This is a genomic window from Pelatocladus sp. (assembly GCF_059505505.1).
In genome coordinates, this window is the sequence record NZ_JCACKS010000230.1 from 51375 (window position 1) to 65848 (window position 14474).

14 protein-coding genes and 1 pseudogene are annotated in these 14474 nt (G+C 41.0%); 4 read left to right on the forward strand and 11 right to left on the reverse strand.

All coding sequences use genetic code 11. The features are described from left to right. Positions 1–26 precede the first annotated feature (26 nt). Both AC5JMK_RS22175 and AC5JMK_RS22180 read left to right on the forward strand, forming a co-directional pair. A complete protein-coding gene (locus AC5JMK_RS22175) occupies positions 27–422 on the forward strand; it encodes a hypothetical protein (RefSeq protein ID WP_495911043.1) in 396 nt (131 codons plus the stop codon). Between the two features lie 415 nt (positions 423–837). Beyond that, positions 838–1068: a hypothetical protein gene (locus AC5JMK_RS22180; protein WP_096675546.1), complete on the forward strand. Its 231-nt coding sequence runs from the start codon at positions 838–840 to the stop codon at positions 1066–1068. Between the two features lie 221 nt (positions 1069–1289). Here AC5JMK_RS22180 and lpxB read toward each other — a convergent pair whose 3' ends face one another. The 6 genes from lpxB to purC all read right to left on the reverse strand — a co-directional run bounded on the left by lpxB (position 1290) and on the right by purC (position 8915). Beyond that, positions 1290–2444 (reverse strand): lipid-A-disaccharide synthase, encoded by a 1155-nt coding sequence (lpxB, locus tag AC5JMK_RS22185; protein ID WP_096675545.1) that lies wholly within the window; start codon positions 2442–2444, stop codon positions 1290–1292. A 203-nt stretch (positions 2445–2647) separates the two neighbouring features. Beyond that, the gene (gene lpxA / locus AC5JMK_RS22190; protein ID WP_096675543.1) at positions 2648–3469 is read right to left on the reverse strand and encodes an acyl-ACP--UDP-N-acetylglucosamine O-acyltransferase; all 822 of its coding nucleotides are present in this window, start codon (positions 3467–3469) and stop codon (positions 2648–2650) included. A 219-nt stretch (positions 3470–3688) separates the two neighbouring features. Further along, positions 3689–4219 carry a 3-hydroxyacyl-ACP dehydratase FabZ gene (fabZ, locus tag AC5JMK_RS22195; protein ID WP_096675542.1) on the reverse strand — a complete coding sequence of 177 codons (531 nt, stop codon included), beginning with the start codon at positions 4217–4219 and terminating at the stop codon, positions 3689–3691. A 125-nt stretch (positions 4220–4344) separates the two neighbouring features. Then, positions 4345–5193 carry a UDP-3-O-acyl-N-acetylglucosamine deacetylase gene (gene lpxC / locus AC5JMK_RS22200; protein WP_096675541.1) on the reverse strand — a complete coding sequence of 283 codons (849 nt, stop codon included), beginning with the start codon at positions 5191–5193 and terminating at the stop codon, positions 4345–4347. A gap of 116 nt (positions 5194–5309) precedes the next feature. Further along, the gene (locus AC5JMK_RS22205) at positions 5310–7901 is read right to left on the reverse strand and encodes a BamA/TamA family outer membrane protein (RefSeq protein WP_495911052.1); all 2592 of its coding nucleotides are present in this window, start codon (positions 7899–7901) and stop codon (positions 5310–5312) included. Positions 7902–8177: 276 nt separating this feature from the next. After that, a complete protein-coding gene (gene purC / locus AC5JMK_RS22210) occupies positions 8178–8915 on the reverse strand; it encodes a phosphoribosylaminoimidazolesuccinocarboxamide synthase (protein WP_096675539.1) in 738 nt (245 codons plus the stop codon). Positions 8916–9404: 489 nt separating this feature from the next. Here purC and AC5JMK_RS22215 point away from each other — a divergent pair, with 489 nt between their 5' ends. Next, positions 9405–9674 carry a DUF7219 family protein gene (locus tag AC5JMK_RS22215; RefSeq protein ID WP_096675538.1) on the forward strand — a complete coding sequence of 90 codons (270 nt, stop codon included), beginning with the start codon at positions 9405–9407 and terminating at the stop codon, positions 9672–9674. Between the two features lie 273 nt (positions 9675–9947). On the opposite strand, the pseudogene AC5JMK_RS22220 reads toward AC5JMK_RS22215, so the two are convergent. From AC5JMK_RS22220 to AC5JMK_RS22240, 5 genes and pseudogenes are all read right to left on the reverse strand, one after another. Continuing rightward, positions 9948–10190 (reverse strand): annotated as a pseudogene (locus tag AC5JMK_RS22220) (hypothetical protein); the annotation flags it as partial. A gap of 136 nt (positions 10191–10326) precedes the next feature. Then, positions 10327–11460 (reverse strand): glycosyltransferase family 4 protein, encoded by a 1134-nt coding sequence (locus tag AC5JMK_RS22225; RefSeq protein ID WP_096675537.1) that lies wholly within the window; start codon positions 11458–11460, stop codon positions 10327–10329. 245 nt (positions 11461–11705) lie between these two features. After that, on the reverse strand, positions 11706–11996 hold the full coding sequence (locus AC5JMK_RS22230; protein WP_096675536.1) for a hypothetical protein: 291 nt from the start codon (positions 11994–11996) through the stop codon (positions 11706–11708). Positions 11997–12008: 12 nt separating this feature from the next. Beyond that, complete coding sequence (locus AC5JMK_RS22235) at positions 12009–13163, reverse strand: NAD-dependent epimerase/dehydratase family protein (RefSeq protein ID WP_096675535.1); 1155 nt, start codon at positions 13161–13163, stop codon at positions 12009–12011. 160 nt (positions 13164–13323) lie between these two features. After that, complete coding sequence (locus AC5JMK_RS22240) at positions 13324–13863, reverse strand: hypothetical protein (protein WP_495911053.1); 540 nt, start codon at positions 13861–13863, stop codon at positions 13324–13326. Positions 13864–14084: 221 nt separating this feature from the next. Here AC5JMK_RS22240 and AC5JMK_RS22245 point away from each other — a divergent pair, with 221 nt between their 5' ends. Then, positions 14085–14426, forward strand: a complete 342-nt coding sequence (locus tag AC5JMK_RS22245) for a slr0373 family blue light stress response protein (protein ID WP_096675534.1) — start codon at positions 14085–14087, stop codon at positions 14424–14426. Positions 14427–14474 lie beyond the last annotated feature (48 nt).

Genomic DNA, 14474 nt, shown 5'->3' on the forward strand with positions numbered 1-14474 from the left:
AAACTAACAAGTAAAAATTTTTCAACATGACGCTCAAATTTACCAAGTTTCTATGTGCCTTCAGTATAATTTTTCTGCTTGTTGTCTTATCACCGACAATGGCTTTGGCTTCCTCTGTTAAATTTAATACAAGTTATGCTGTAACTATTGCCATAACAGCGAAATCATCCTTAGAGATGAATCTTACCCCGCAAGTACGGCAACAACTTCAAGCAGTACGTCAACGGCGTAATCGAGAGATTCAAAAAGTTTTGAACTCATCTCAATTGACTCAATTGACTCACAACTTACGTTCTGGTGATGATTTTCATCAAGCACTAGACAAACTCAATTTACAAGGCGATCAAAAGGAAATGGTAGAGGCGATTGTCAAAATTTGTGATTTGAAAACAAAAGCAATATTATCTCGCTTTTCACCATAAACGAACCTATTCTTTATCGTTGAGTATATTGTGAGAATGGCGATCGCGTGCGGTGAATCCTGTGATCGCTGTATGTATGGTCAAATACAGCGTATTGCAGGTTTATGAGGTACAGACTATTCGGTCATAAATTATAAGAAAGTTTTTCACTCAATCAGAGATGTACCTCATTTACTTGAAAACTGCTGTATATATGTTCAGCTCCTATCTTCTGCAACAATCCTGATCGCTTTAGCTGTAGGTGGAGTTCGTGTTTCACGCGCGTCAATCTCTGTTTTTTCAGAATCTCCCTAAAGGTTGATATTAGAATAACTCCATCAACAATAAACTTGATGCAGGTTTGACATATAAATGACAAATATCTGAGAAATAAATAATTTATTGTCTTAATAAAATAAATTCAAAAATAATACTTATGAACTCACACTACTTAGCACAAACAATTTCAGAAACCTCATTACCAAATAATCAGCAACAAGACCCATTGATCGCTAAAAATTTACAAAGAGAACAATATATTGGTATTTTTAGCCTTGCGATCGCTTTAATTGCAGCTGTCGGAATCATCAGTCGCCGAGTCGAATATGCTATTTTGTTCGCTATTGCTCTAAGCCTTGTTCTCATTGCTTTCTTTTTATTCATCTAAAAAAATCGCTTAATTGTTCATAAAATAAGTCAATGGGAATAAACAGAACGCGAGTTACGCAACGTGAACAACCTTGAAACGCTTAGGAATGAGGATTAAATAAAGTGCAAAATTAGGCTGTGTTAGCGGAGCGTAACGCACCGTTTTAAGTTCCATCAGAATTGCATGTTATTAAATTTGCGTTCCTTACCAATAACAAATGACAAATAACAAATGACTACTTATAGCATTTGCAAAATTTCTTTGGCTGCGCGATCGCACACTCCCGATTCTCCAATACACTGTTGCATTTTTTCATAATCTGCTTGTATCTGTTGTTTGCGTTCCTGATTGAGCAAAAATCCCATTGCTGCTTGAATAATATTCTCTGGCGTCGCTGTTTTTTGAAGAAACTCTGGGACAATTGCTTTCATAACAATTAAATTAACTGGGGAAGCAAAAGGAAAATTTATTTTGAGGATATTACGAGCAACCCAGTAAGTAAAAGGACTGAGACGGTAAATAACTACCTGTGGTACCTTTAACAAGGCGAGTTCTAGATTGACAGTCCCACATTTAGTAAGTGCTAAATCAGCAGCAGCTAGTACTTCCTGATGTTCATCCGAAACTATCGTTGCTTGTAAACCGTATAGTTGTATCTCTTGTTCGATTTTATGTCGGTAAATTTCCAGAGATAGGGGAATCCAGAAATGAACTTGCGGTAGTTTAGCTTGAATTACCTGTGCTGCTTGGAACATTACAGGTAGAAGATATTTGAGTTCCTGATGACGAGAAGCTGGTAAAAGTGCCACAGCGATCGCATCATCGGTAATACTTAATTGACTGCGTGCTGTTTCTCGACTAGGAAATTGTTTTATCCTATCTACGAGTGGATGACCAACCCAGGTAACTTTCGCACCTTTGTCTTGAAAATAACGCGCTTCTTCAGGGAAAATAGCTAATATTTGATCACTCACATGAAGAATTTGCTTTGTATTCCCAAGATTAACCGAAGAAGCCCAAACTTGGGGAGCAATATAATATACAATTGGAACTTGTGGCATTTGGCGGCGCAGATAATTGCCAATACCTAGATTTGGCCCCATGTAGTCAATCAACACTACCAAGTCAGGCGGATTTTGCTTGAGATAGGCGATCGCTTGACGCTGAATTTGCAGAGTTGGTAGTACAAAAGTTAGAGATTCCAACAGACCAAAAGAACCAATTTCGCTAGTATTACCCAGCAAAATTGCTCCTGCTGCTGCCATTTTGTCACCACCAAGCGCCACAATTTCTAATTCCAACCCAGCAGCAAAAGCTTGCTGTCGCAGTGCTGTCACCAATAGCGACCCCTGCAAATCGCCAGAAACTTCACCAGTACTAATAAATATTCGCATTTTTAGGGGAAAGGGGAAAGGGGAAAGGGGAAAGAGACGCTACGCGTAGACGCGCAAGCGACTTCTCACAGAGTACGAGGATCGGGAATGGGAACGGGGAACGGGCAATGAATGGTATTTCTTCTCTCCCTTCCCTTGTCCCCCTTGTCTCTCTTGTCTCCCTTGTCCCCGATCCCCGATCCCTGATCCCCGATCCCTTCTGATCAAGACTCATCATCTCTGTTGCTTGCTTTGCCTTTTCCAGGAATTAAACCACGTCTTCCAGGCATTTGCGAAAGTAACAGAAAACGACGCAAGTGCTGTAATTGTTCTGTATTTCCTAACAGTTCTACATCTTCCAAAGCGTCTTTGAAGAGTAAATCTGAACGGTAGAGTATGCGGAAGGCTTTTTTCAATATTTGTAATTCACTAGCAGAAAAACCAGCGCGTTTGAGTCCCACCAGGTTGAGCGATCGCACTCGCGTCGGATTTCCCTCTACTAACATATATGGTGGTACATCTCGATCAATACGACTCATTCCCCCTACCATCGCGTGCTTACCAATATGCACAAATTGATGGATACCGAGAACCCCACTGATTGTTGCTCGTGATTCAATATGAACATGACCTGCGATCGCTACCGCATTAGAAATAGTCACAAAGTCTTCAATTACACAGTTATGAGCAACATGTACATAAGCCATTAGTAAATTACCGTTACCAATAGTTGTAGCTTCTCCTACACCAGTAGCACGGTTAATTGTCACATATTCGCGAATGCGATTATCGTTACCAATTTTGACCCAGCTAGCTTCACCAGCATACTTTCGATCTTGGGGTTCCATGCCAATAGCAGCCCCCGGAAAAATCTGATTTCGCGCTCCGATTTCTACGTGTCCGTCTAGCACTACATGAGCGCCAATTGTCGTATCAGGGCCTACTTTCACATGCCCACCAATCACAGCATAGGCACCGACTTCCACTGTCGGGTGCAGATCCGCGTTAGGATGAATTACAGCAGTTGGATGAATAAGCGTTTTCAAGGGTGCATCTCCAAAACAGTAAGCGTGCTAAGTTTTTTGCCAAACGCGCCACGGAGCGTCTGAGTTCAGTAGCCGAAAGCATCAAGTTTTTACAGGTGTGAGGGCAGTGAATATATGGAAATCAGACTGTAACAGTTGTTTTTTGTTGTTGCTGATATTCCGAATACAAAATTTTGTAGAGGCGCTTTACGCTGATGCCCCTACTAATAGAATAAATTTTCAGCTTACGAGGGAAAACATTAATTCACCTTCAGCAACTAACTGACCGTCAACCTCGGCGTGAGCCTGCATCTTACCGAAACGACGTTGTTTGATCCATAACAGTTCCACAGTCATGATTAGTTGATCACCGGGAACAACTTGGCGACGGAAGCGGACTTTATCTATACCAGCAAATAGGAAGAGTCCGCCTTTTAATTTTGGCACTTGTGTCATCACGACACCACCAACTTGTGCCATTGCTTCTACAATTAGCACACCTGGCATGATCGGACGTCCTGGAAAATGTCCTTGAAAATGGGGTTCATTAATTGTGACGTTTTTAATGCCAATAGCTCGTTTCCCTGGTGTGTAGTCAATAATCTTATCTACAAGTGCAAAGGGATAACGATGGGGTAGAAGTTTTTGAATTTCTTCCGCCGTGAACATCACTTTTGTTTCTGATGTGCTTGTAGTGGAATTCTCAGACTGCTCCTGGGTAGGTGCAGATGTCGGATTATCGGTAGAATTCACTTCGGTGACAATTGCCATTGATTGTGTGGTTGATTTTTAGGTGTAGTCTAGTAGGCGATCAAATTATGTTTGTTAGTAGTTATTAGTTAGTATTTTGTTGTCAAAATACCACTAACTAACCACTATCTACAAACCAATAACCACTAACGCAATTCCCAAATTTTCTGTGCCAGTTGCACATGTAAATTGTGGCTGGCTTTATATGCCAAAAAATGAGCATGAGGGAAAATTCCTAATAAACTCAAATCTCCTACTAGATCCAAAATTTTATGACGTACTGGCTCATTTGCAAATCTTAATGGTGGATTTAGCCAACCATCTGGCCCACACACAAGAGCATTTTCTAGGCTTCCACCCTTAATTAACCCGGATTTTTGCAGGTATTCAATTTGATGTAGTAAACCAAAAGTACGGGCTGGGGCTATTTCTGTTGTAAAGTTAGCATCAGATTTTTCTGATTCCGGAAGTAGTGACCAGCTGTGCCATTGATTACCAATCGCAGGTAATTCAAAATTAATGCCGTAGGTAAAGCGAGTAGTTGGTGCAGGGAGAGCGCAAACAAAAGCATCGTCCTGACGAACCCATATAGGCTCATTGATAGATACAGCAATATTGGATTCTGTATTTGAGCTTTGGGACACTAAACCCACTTGAGCAATACTTTCTGCCCATAGTTTTGCCGAACCATCTAAAAGCGGTACTTCTGGCCCGTCAATTTCAATGCGAGCATTGTCTACACCCATACCCGCCAGTGCTGCTAATAAATGTTCCACAGTCCGAACACTTTTCTCATCTTTGCCTAACTGAGTTGAGAGAACAGTCTGACTGACGGCAGGTACTTGAGCTGGAATAATTGGCGTGTTTGGTAAGTCTGTGCGGACAAAGTAACGTCCGCTATCTGCTTGTGTTGGTATGATCTGCACCCTAGTATTTACACCACTATGCAGTCCTACCCCTGTAAGAATAATTTCAGCTGCGAGAGTTTGCTGCATATAGTTATTAGTCATTAGTCATTTGTCCTCTGTCATTAGTCATTTGTTATTTGTCCATAGTCAAAAGTCCCTACGTTAACAAGTTTTTGACTATTAACCAATGACCAATGACGAAATTAGAATCTTTCCCCAATACCAAAATTGATCCGGCTATCTCCTTCGTCATTGATGCCATAGTCAATGCGGATGGGACCGAGTGGGGACTGTACCCGCACACCAAGACCATAGCCGTAGCCAGTACCGCTTTTATCCAATAAATCTCCTACTTTTGTTTCTGTCCCCAAGTCAGTAGCAGCATCGAAAAATAGGGCGCCGCTAACTACAGAGAACACAGGAAAGCGATACTCAACAGTGGCTTGCAAGAAACTACTACTACTAGCTAATTGACCTTCGTCATAGCCTCGCACAGAGTTACTTCCACCCAAAGTAAAAGCTTCGTAAGGAGGTACATCACCTAATATTGTTCCTCCTTGTACGTTGAAAGCAATAGTCTGCGCTCCTTTGCCAAAGCTAACAAATTTTACAGGCAGATAGTAGCTATAGCTACCTCGGATCTTGCTTGATAAAATCGTACCTAGACCTATTGGTACGGACTGGTCTAATCCCAAGCGGAAGAAGGAACCCCTAGTTGGTTGTAGAGCATTATCGCGTTTATCCCGGACTGCTGCTAGTTGCAATGTCAGCAAGTCGTCCTGACCTGTTCCAGATTCAGTCAGGTCAATAATCTCTGTTGGTTGGTCATTTTTGTATACTGTTCCTCTCTTTCTGATATCGCCATCAGAATCACGAGTGGAAACTCGTTGATACCGTACACCAGCTGAAGCTGTCCATTCTGCACGTTCGTAGGGATTTTTAGACAAAGGACGGGTGAAGTTAACACCGCCACCTAGACGTAAAATTCGAGGAACATCTCCATCTGTAGATTCACTGTTTTTAAAGGTTTCAACATTGTCATCTTCACCTTCAAAGATTAATGAAATCGAACGGCTACGGAAAAGATTTGTTGTATAGGAAGTTCGGTATGGATCTCCAGCTATCCAAGGATCTGTAAACCGGACATCAAACAGCAATTCCCGTTGACCAATTTCTAATTCGCCTCCCAGTTTCTGGTTTCTACCGTTGAGGTTTTGCTCTTGGTAACTGATAGTACCAAACAAGCCGCTAGCAGAACTGATACCTGCACCGGCGGCGATGGAACCACTGTTACGCTCAACTACATTAACTTGTACATCGACTTCACTGGGGTTGGTACCGGGGTTAAGAGAAACATTCACATCTTCAAATAGCCCCAGACTGTATACACGTTGTAAATCTTTTTGGATGATGTTGCGGTTGAATACTTGTCCGGGCTTTAATTGGATTTCCCGTGTAATAATATACGGCTGTGTCCGCCCCCGGATCGGGTTTCCATTTTTATCGGTTTCTTGACCTTCTTTATTGCGGTATTGGACATTAATATTTTCTACTACCCCTTCTGCTACATTTAGCGTGACAACTCCATCTGGGGATACTTGCGGAGAGCCAACTACTTGTGCTAAGACGTACCCTTTGTCTTGATATACCTTGAGTAACTTTTTAACACTGTCTTGCAACTCACGTAGGTTCAAGATTCTACCATACTGGCTACTAAAGATTTGATTGACAGTGTTTGGAGGTAATACAGAAGCTACATTTGTACCAGGATTAGCGTCAATTTTTACTTGATTTAATACGGGATTTAACTGAACTAAAAATGTGACTCGTACCCCTAATGGTGTATCTTCTGGCACTGCTTGCACATTTGAGAAAAAACCAGTAGCAAAGACAGAGTTAATATCTTCTTGCAGTTGCGATCGCGTTGTTGTTCGTCCTGGTTGAGTACGAATTACCCCGTAAACTTGGTTTTCTTGTTCTGCTGGTAGCGGTTGTCCACCTTCTGTTCTAACCACAACCTCTGATACTAATACGCGAGGTTCTGCTTCTGTTGTTGGTTGTTGATTAGTTGGTGGTTGTTGATTAGTTGGTGGTTGTTGATTAGTTGGCGGTTGTTGGTTAGTTGGTGGTTGTTGGTTAATTGGCGATTGTTGATTAGTTGGTGGTTGTTGGTTAGTTGGCGATTGTTGATTAGTTGGCGATTGTTGATTAGTTGGCGATTGTTGATTAGTTGGTGGTTGTTGGTTAGTTGGTGGTTGTTGGTTAGTTGGCGGTTGAGTGTTTTGAGGAACAGCCGTGGGAGGATTCTGTGCAGTTTTTGAAGTTGTTAAAGTTGTTGTTGATGTTACGCTTTTGGGTGTTGTCTTTAGTGCTGACGCACCGACAGTATTAACTAACACTTGTTGGTTTGCTGTCGATGTCCTAAGTGTTGTTGGCTGTGTTTTTTGAGAATTATGTATTTTTTTTGACGTATTGTTAGTTAGTCTAGATAAGTCTAATGTCGTCTTTTTCGCAGGAAAAACGGCGACAAATTCTTCTTTTTCTGGTTTTACCACTGCTGTTGTATCTTCGGCAGTCTCTGTAATATTTGGATTAATGGAAGTTGGGATTGTTACCTCTGCTTTTGTATCATTTGTTGGGAATCCTGCAACAACTTCTTGGTCTTGATTTGTTGTTGGGACGAAAAAATCTGCTGTTTTTTTGGAATTGTTCGCGGTTTGCGCGTTAGCATGAAGCGAACCGCTTAAAGGTGTGGCGATCGCCACCATAGTCATCAATACCGGAGACAAGCGCATTTTATTCTGATTGTTCTTCACTTCCACACCATCAAATAGAGATTTAGCTTTTAGTCAAAAATTTTTGTTGGTCAATGGTCAACAGAGCATCCCAAATGTTTAAAATCCCCGCAGACTGGAAGTCTGGGGCTAGACAAACTTAGTCCGCGCAGGCGGACTAATTGTACCTACGTAGGCAGGCTTTGTTGTTCTAGCCGCGAATAGAAGTCGCTCTTGTTTTTTCAAAAATTGGGATGCTCCCATAAATGCCCAATGTCCACTCCTCACACTTCCCCATTACCTTTTTTCCACCGCTTCTAGCACTCTTGTTAAAACCTCCTGGTAAGCATTCTCAACATTCCCTAAGTCCCGACGAAAGCGGTCTTTATCTAGTACACGACGATTGGGGTCATCTCCTGCGGATATGTCCCACAAACGACAGGTATCGGGACTAATCTCATCTGCTAATAGCAACTGTTGTTGTGAATTCAAACCAAATTCTAGTTTGAAGTCCACTAAGGTAATGCCACACCCCTGGAAAAACTCTTTGAGAAATTCGTTAATTTGCAATGCAAGATGGATTATACTGTCAACTTGTTCCGGAGTTGCTAATTCCAGAAGCAGGAGGCGATCGCGTGTCAACAATGGATCTCCCAATTCGTCGTTTTTATAATAAAACTCCACTAATGGCATTTTGAGTACAGTACCCAGTACTAACCCTGTTTGTTGACAAAGACTACCTGCGGCTATGTTCCTGACAACTACTTCCAATGGCAATATTTTTACTGCCTTGATCCGCATTTGGTTTGAAGCAGGACTGTCAATAAAGTGGGTCTTGACACCACGGGTTTCTAGCTGTTGAAATATTTTACTAGAAATGATATTATTTATGTTTCCCTTATTTTCAATACTGCCGCGTTTTTGAGCGTTGAATGCTGTAGCATCATCTTTAAAAACAGCCAATAAAATTTCCGGGTTATCCGTGGGATAAATAATTTTGGCTTTGCCTTCGTATAACTTGGTTTGGGCAGTCATGGTAGGAAGTAAATTTAAGTTCGATGGCTTGCTTCTATGCGTTTAGGCTTAACCATTTTATCTTTTGTTTTTCGTTATTAGTCATCAGTAAAACACTTAAGCAAAACTGTTGACTAAAGATAGATGCATAGAATAATAGTGGGAATTTAACATAAATTATCTATATTTGTGTTTATTGAAGTAGTCGCTATTTTCCACAAGAGAAAATTAATAATTTAAATGTATAAATTAGAACAATATCATAAATTACTTAGTAATTAAAGTTAAATAAATTAGTATTTCACAATAATTGTGGAAAATCCGTAAACCTACTCAAAACTAAATAATGAATTTTTGACAAAATTAACCTTGGTAAGGATTAAATACTAAGAAACAAGGACTTCTTAACCTTTTTGCTTTATCGTTCCCAAGTTTTAAGAAAAATATCAAGATTGCCAGTTCTTCAGTTTGGGATTACAAAAAATAAGGAGGTGAAAATTGGATCAAAATATGCCTAACAAAGATGACTTTCTTTATCCTCGTGGTCGCTATTACGGTCAGGTAAAGCCAGAAAATTTGGTATTTAACGCGAATCTGCAAGAATTTGCCCAAAGAGTCAGCTATATCTGCAATTTAGAGACAGCTGGTAAAATATCTACTGAAGAGGCTTATGAAAAGATCAAGGGTCTTTGGAAAAGCTTGAAACAGGCAAAAAAACAGTTAAGAATTGGCGAAAACCCTTTCCGAATGGACGACGATGGTAATCAACCAGAAGATTAAAGAATTAAAAGTCATTAGTCATTAGTTATTGTCCTCGCGTCTGTGGATTTTTCTTGTCTGTGTATTCTTCTTATTTATGCATCATTGTCCAAACTCCATCCCAAGAATTTAGTAGAGTTTCTCTAAGGTAAGTACGAGCGCGTTTCAAGTGAATATTGACAGTCTGATCTACTGGTCGGATTTTTTTTGCTGATTCAAAGTACGCGATCGCACGCTTAAAATCCCGATTTAGATAAGCATCACGTCCAGAATTATAGTCAGACAGAAAATCTTGAGTTGCAGCGTTTTTAATGTAATTGCCTCTAGAATTTTCTCCAACATTGTTTCTAGGGCTTCATTATTAATAAGTTCAATTGCGCGCAGAAATTGCTGAAATTCCGCAGTAATAAAGTCTAATAAACAAACAAATTCATTAACCGAAAGATCTTTAACGCGACGTAGTAAAGCATGAGTGCGATTAACTTGAGTCAGTTCAGTTAATGTAGCCAAAACACTACCAGTATTTAGAAGTGACATGATTTTATATTAGGGGATCGGGGATTAGGGGACAAGGAGGACAAGGAGGACAAGGAGGACAAGGAAGAATTATTTAACAAGTCTCTTCCCAATACCCAATACCCAATACCCAATCCCCAATACCTGACCCATAAAATTACGCTGCTTTCGGTAATTCTGAATAAATTACCTTTTGATAATAATCTTGCAACTGACGAGTTGCAGCAGCCCATCCCCAGCGTTCCGCTTCTCTACGAGCATTTTGACGAATCGATTCTCGTTCTTGTTTCATTTCTAACAAGCGAACCGTAGCAGCGATCGCACCCTCGTCACCAGTATCTGGAGCAAATAGGTATCCATTGACACTATCTGTCACGATATCGGGAATGCCACCAGAGCAGGCTGCAACTACCGGACATCCAGCCGCCATTGCTTCTAGAAGTACTAAACCTAATGTTTCTGTGCGAGAAGGAAAGATAAAAGCATCGGCGCTAGCAAAGGCTGATGCTAATTCTTTACCAACCAGATAGCCCACAAAATTGGTGTTTGTATTAGCAAAGTGTTTTTCTAAGGCTTGGCGGTGAGGGCCATCTCCCACTAGTGCTAGTCTGGCTTCGGGGATAGCTTCTAGTATGGGTTTGATCCGCTCAATTTCTTTTTCCACAGAAAGACGCCCAACGTATAGCAACAAAGGGCTATCTGGATGATTTTGTGATAGACGCGATCGCATTTCTTCACTAGTTAAGCTAGGATGAAATGTCTCTGTGTCTACTCCCCGTTGCCACAACTTGACTCTTTCAATGCCGTGCGTTGTTAGTTCCTCCATCATCGCTGTAGAGGTACATAGATTTAAAGCTGCTTGATTGTGACCTGCTTTCAGTAATTCCCACAAGAAGCCTTCCAACATTCCTAAACCGTAATGTTGGAGATATTGAGGCAAGTGGGTATGATAAGAAGCCACCAAAGGAATGTTAAGTATCTTGCTATAGAATATACCAGCTAATCCTAAAACTGCTGGATTGACCACATGAATAATATCTGGCTGAAACCGTTCGACTGTATGACCAATTGCTGGGCGAGGCAGTGCCATTTTTAACTCTGGATAGAGTGGCAGCGGAAAACCAGAGACACCATATACTTTGGCTCCTTTATATTCTGTAATACCGCCTTCTGGGCAAATCACTAGTACTTCGTCGCCACTGCGTTGTAAATGTTCAATACTATGACTTAAGCGTGTGACAATGCCGTCAAGCTTAGGCAAAAAGGTTTCGGTAAATAGAGCAATCCTCATAAAATATCATTCACTACAGGCAGGGTGTTCAGATAATCTCAAGCTTCTGGACAACTTCCAGTATTACTCACAGGGTATACTGTCTCATGCGTTACAATCAATTCCACGCGACCAAAAATCAGTTATCAGTTACCAATTAATAATTGATAAGTGTTTACCAATGTGATTTTTCATCCTTGATAAACAGACTGGCCGTCATACTGTGCGAGAATGTGACGACCAGGTTGATCAATATGTTTTTGAAGTCAAGATGTTTTGTTTGGCAGGGTGCAAATACCATGAATGCCAATGACTGCTATTACCCCACCTAACAAAACTCCGACCCCTTCAGCAAAGCAATTAATTCTGTGTCTGTTTTCTGCTGCTTCAGCAACAAGTAAGTCACTCACCTTTACAGATGGGGACTTTACAACTTGTTGATAATTTTTATGAACTGCATCTAATGTTACCCATTCAGGAAACAGATAGTAGACACTGATGCTACTAAATGCAACTCCAGGTAACACAACAAACACAAATAGAACAAGCGATCGCATATTCATGCTTTGCTATTTACGATGCCAACTGACTTTTGGCAAAATTTGGTTTTTATCAACTCGGATTCGATACTTGACAGCAAAGTTCAACAGAGAATCAAGCAGGGAGTCAGAGAGATAGTGAGGTTGTAAACCCAGATCCAAGAGTTTAGTATTTTTGGCGTTAAAGTAGTGTTCTTCTTTTTCGACTCTGGGATTATCCAAGTTATTAACTTCTACATTTAGTCCCATTGCGTTCCCGGCTTTTTTCACCATCATTGCCAAGTCGCCGACGCTGAATTGTTCGGTAAATTGGTTGAACACACGCAATTCACCAGGTTGTGCAGGGTTGGCGATCGCCAGTTCGATACATCGCACTGTGTCCCGAATATCCAAAAATCCCCGCGTTTGTCCACCTTTACCATAAACAGTTAGGGGGTGTCCAATTGCTGCTTGGATACAGAAACGGTTTAGTGCTGTGCCAAACACACCATCATAATCTAGGCGGTTAATTAACAGCTCGTCCATACCAGTTTCTTCTGTGAGGACACCGTAAACCACACCTTGATTTAAATCTGTTGCCCGTAGTCCCCAAATCCGACAAGCAAAGTGGATATTGTGACTGTCGTGGACTTTGCTTAAGTGGTACATTGAACCAGGTTGTTTGGGATAAGGCAAAGTGTCTTTGCGCCCGTTGTGTTCAATGGTGATATAGCCTTCTTCTATATCTATATTCGGTGTACCGTATTCACCCATGGTTCCCAATTTTACCAAATGGCATTCTGGGAAATCTTCTTTCATTGCGTACAACAAATTCAGCGTACCCACAACGTTATTGACTTGTGTCATCACGGCATGTTCACGATCAATCATCGAAAATGGTGCGGAACGCTGTTCGCCAAAATGCACGATCGCATTTGGTTCAAATTTGTGTAGGGCTTTTTGGAGAAACTCGTAATTGGTGATATCACCAACAAACAAATCGATGGATTTACCAGTTAAGTCTTTCCAGCGTTGAATGCGTTGCTGAATTGGTGCGATCGGGGTTAGAGTTTCCACACCCAATTCATTATCCCAGTGCCGCCGCACCAAGCTGTCTAAAATAGCAACTTCGTAACCTCGATTGGAAAGATAAAGCGCGGTTGCCCAACCGCAATAGCCATCGCCACCAATAACCAGGACTTTCATTTTCACCTGTTTTTACTCGCTGATAGCTAAATCTACCAGGTTTGTGTCACCTCTAGACCATGAAGATTGGGGATCAGGGATCGGGAATTGGGGATTGGGGACAAGGAGGACATGGGGGACAAAGGAGAATAACCAATGCCCAATGACTATTGACCAATGACTATTGACCAATTTTATAACTACTGGCTATGTAATCAAAAAAGCGGTAATAATTATCAAATTCTGGACTGGGTGCTTTTCCTTGCCAATAGTATTTCACTTTTCCTTGGGCTAATTTCAGCGTCATAACGCCTTCTTGTTGTCCGACTTCTACCGTCAGTACTCCAGATACTCCTTGGGCTGTAGTAAAGTTGGAATTTATCGATGTTTTTGGGTTTTTTTCTGAGGTTATGCCTTCTGGTAGTTGCATTCCTGCCCAACTACGAATCTCTACAGTGTTATTTCTTGGGGAAATAAAGACAATGCCGTCGCCGTTGTCTGATGGCACAGATTTCCAGGTGCTGGGATAGGGAAATTCAAAGCCATATCGAGCATTTTTATAGAGTTTCCAAGTCTGATTAGAGATTTTGAAACTAGGGGTTGTTGTACAGCCTCCTAGAATTACAGACAAAGCGATCGCGTAAATAATGTGTCTTAAATTCCTCATGAAGTGGAAAGCAGTGGGTAAAAGACTCGAAGCTTTATTAGGCAAAGCTTTCATCAATATAGCCATCAAAGGGAACTTATCGGTATCTCACTAAATATTCTTGAGATAGTGTTGTTTTTGTACCACTAGCTGCTGTGATGGTGCAAAGCCTTGTGTTCAATAGTTTTTATAAAGAAATATTACGATATTGACGTCAAAGCGTCTTATTGTATTGACAAGGTAAACACGAGTAGATATCGTAAGATACATACCCGGGTAAGACCGTTAACAGAGTTATGCAAGCTAATAAGCAAAAGGTTACTTTATATTTATCGCCAGAACTGCACAGAAAACTGAAAATACGTTCAGCTATTGATTCAGCACCAATGTCGGATCTTGCCGAACGCGCCCTCGTTTTCTACCTGGCAAATTCGGAGCTAGTTGAAGAAGTAGCTATCTACGGAAAAACTCACAGAGTTTACACCTGTCCTAATTGTGAAAGCTCATTGGTTTTACGGGATGGCGAACTGGTTGCTATGGGCAAACAACCAGGAGTAATTGGTCAAGAACATCTGTCAGTGGAAGAGATGGAAGAGCAAGCCCATCCTAAAGGTGAGGAAGAATTAGTTCCTTGCTAAATATTCAGAATTGCGAATACATAATTACTTATGAATTCTGAGATTCTG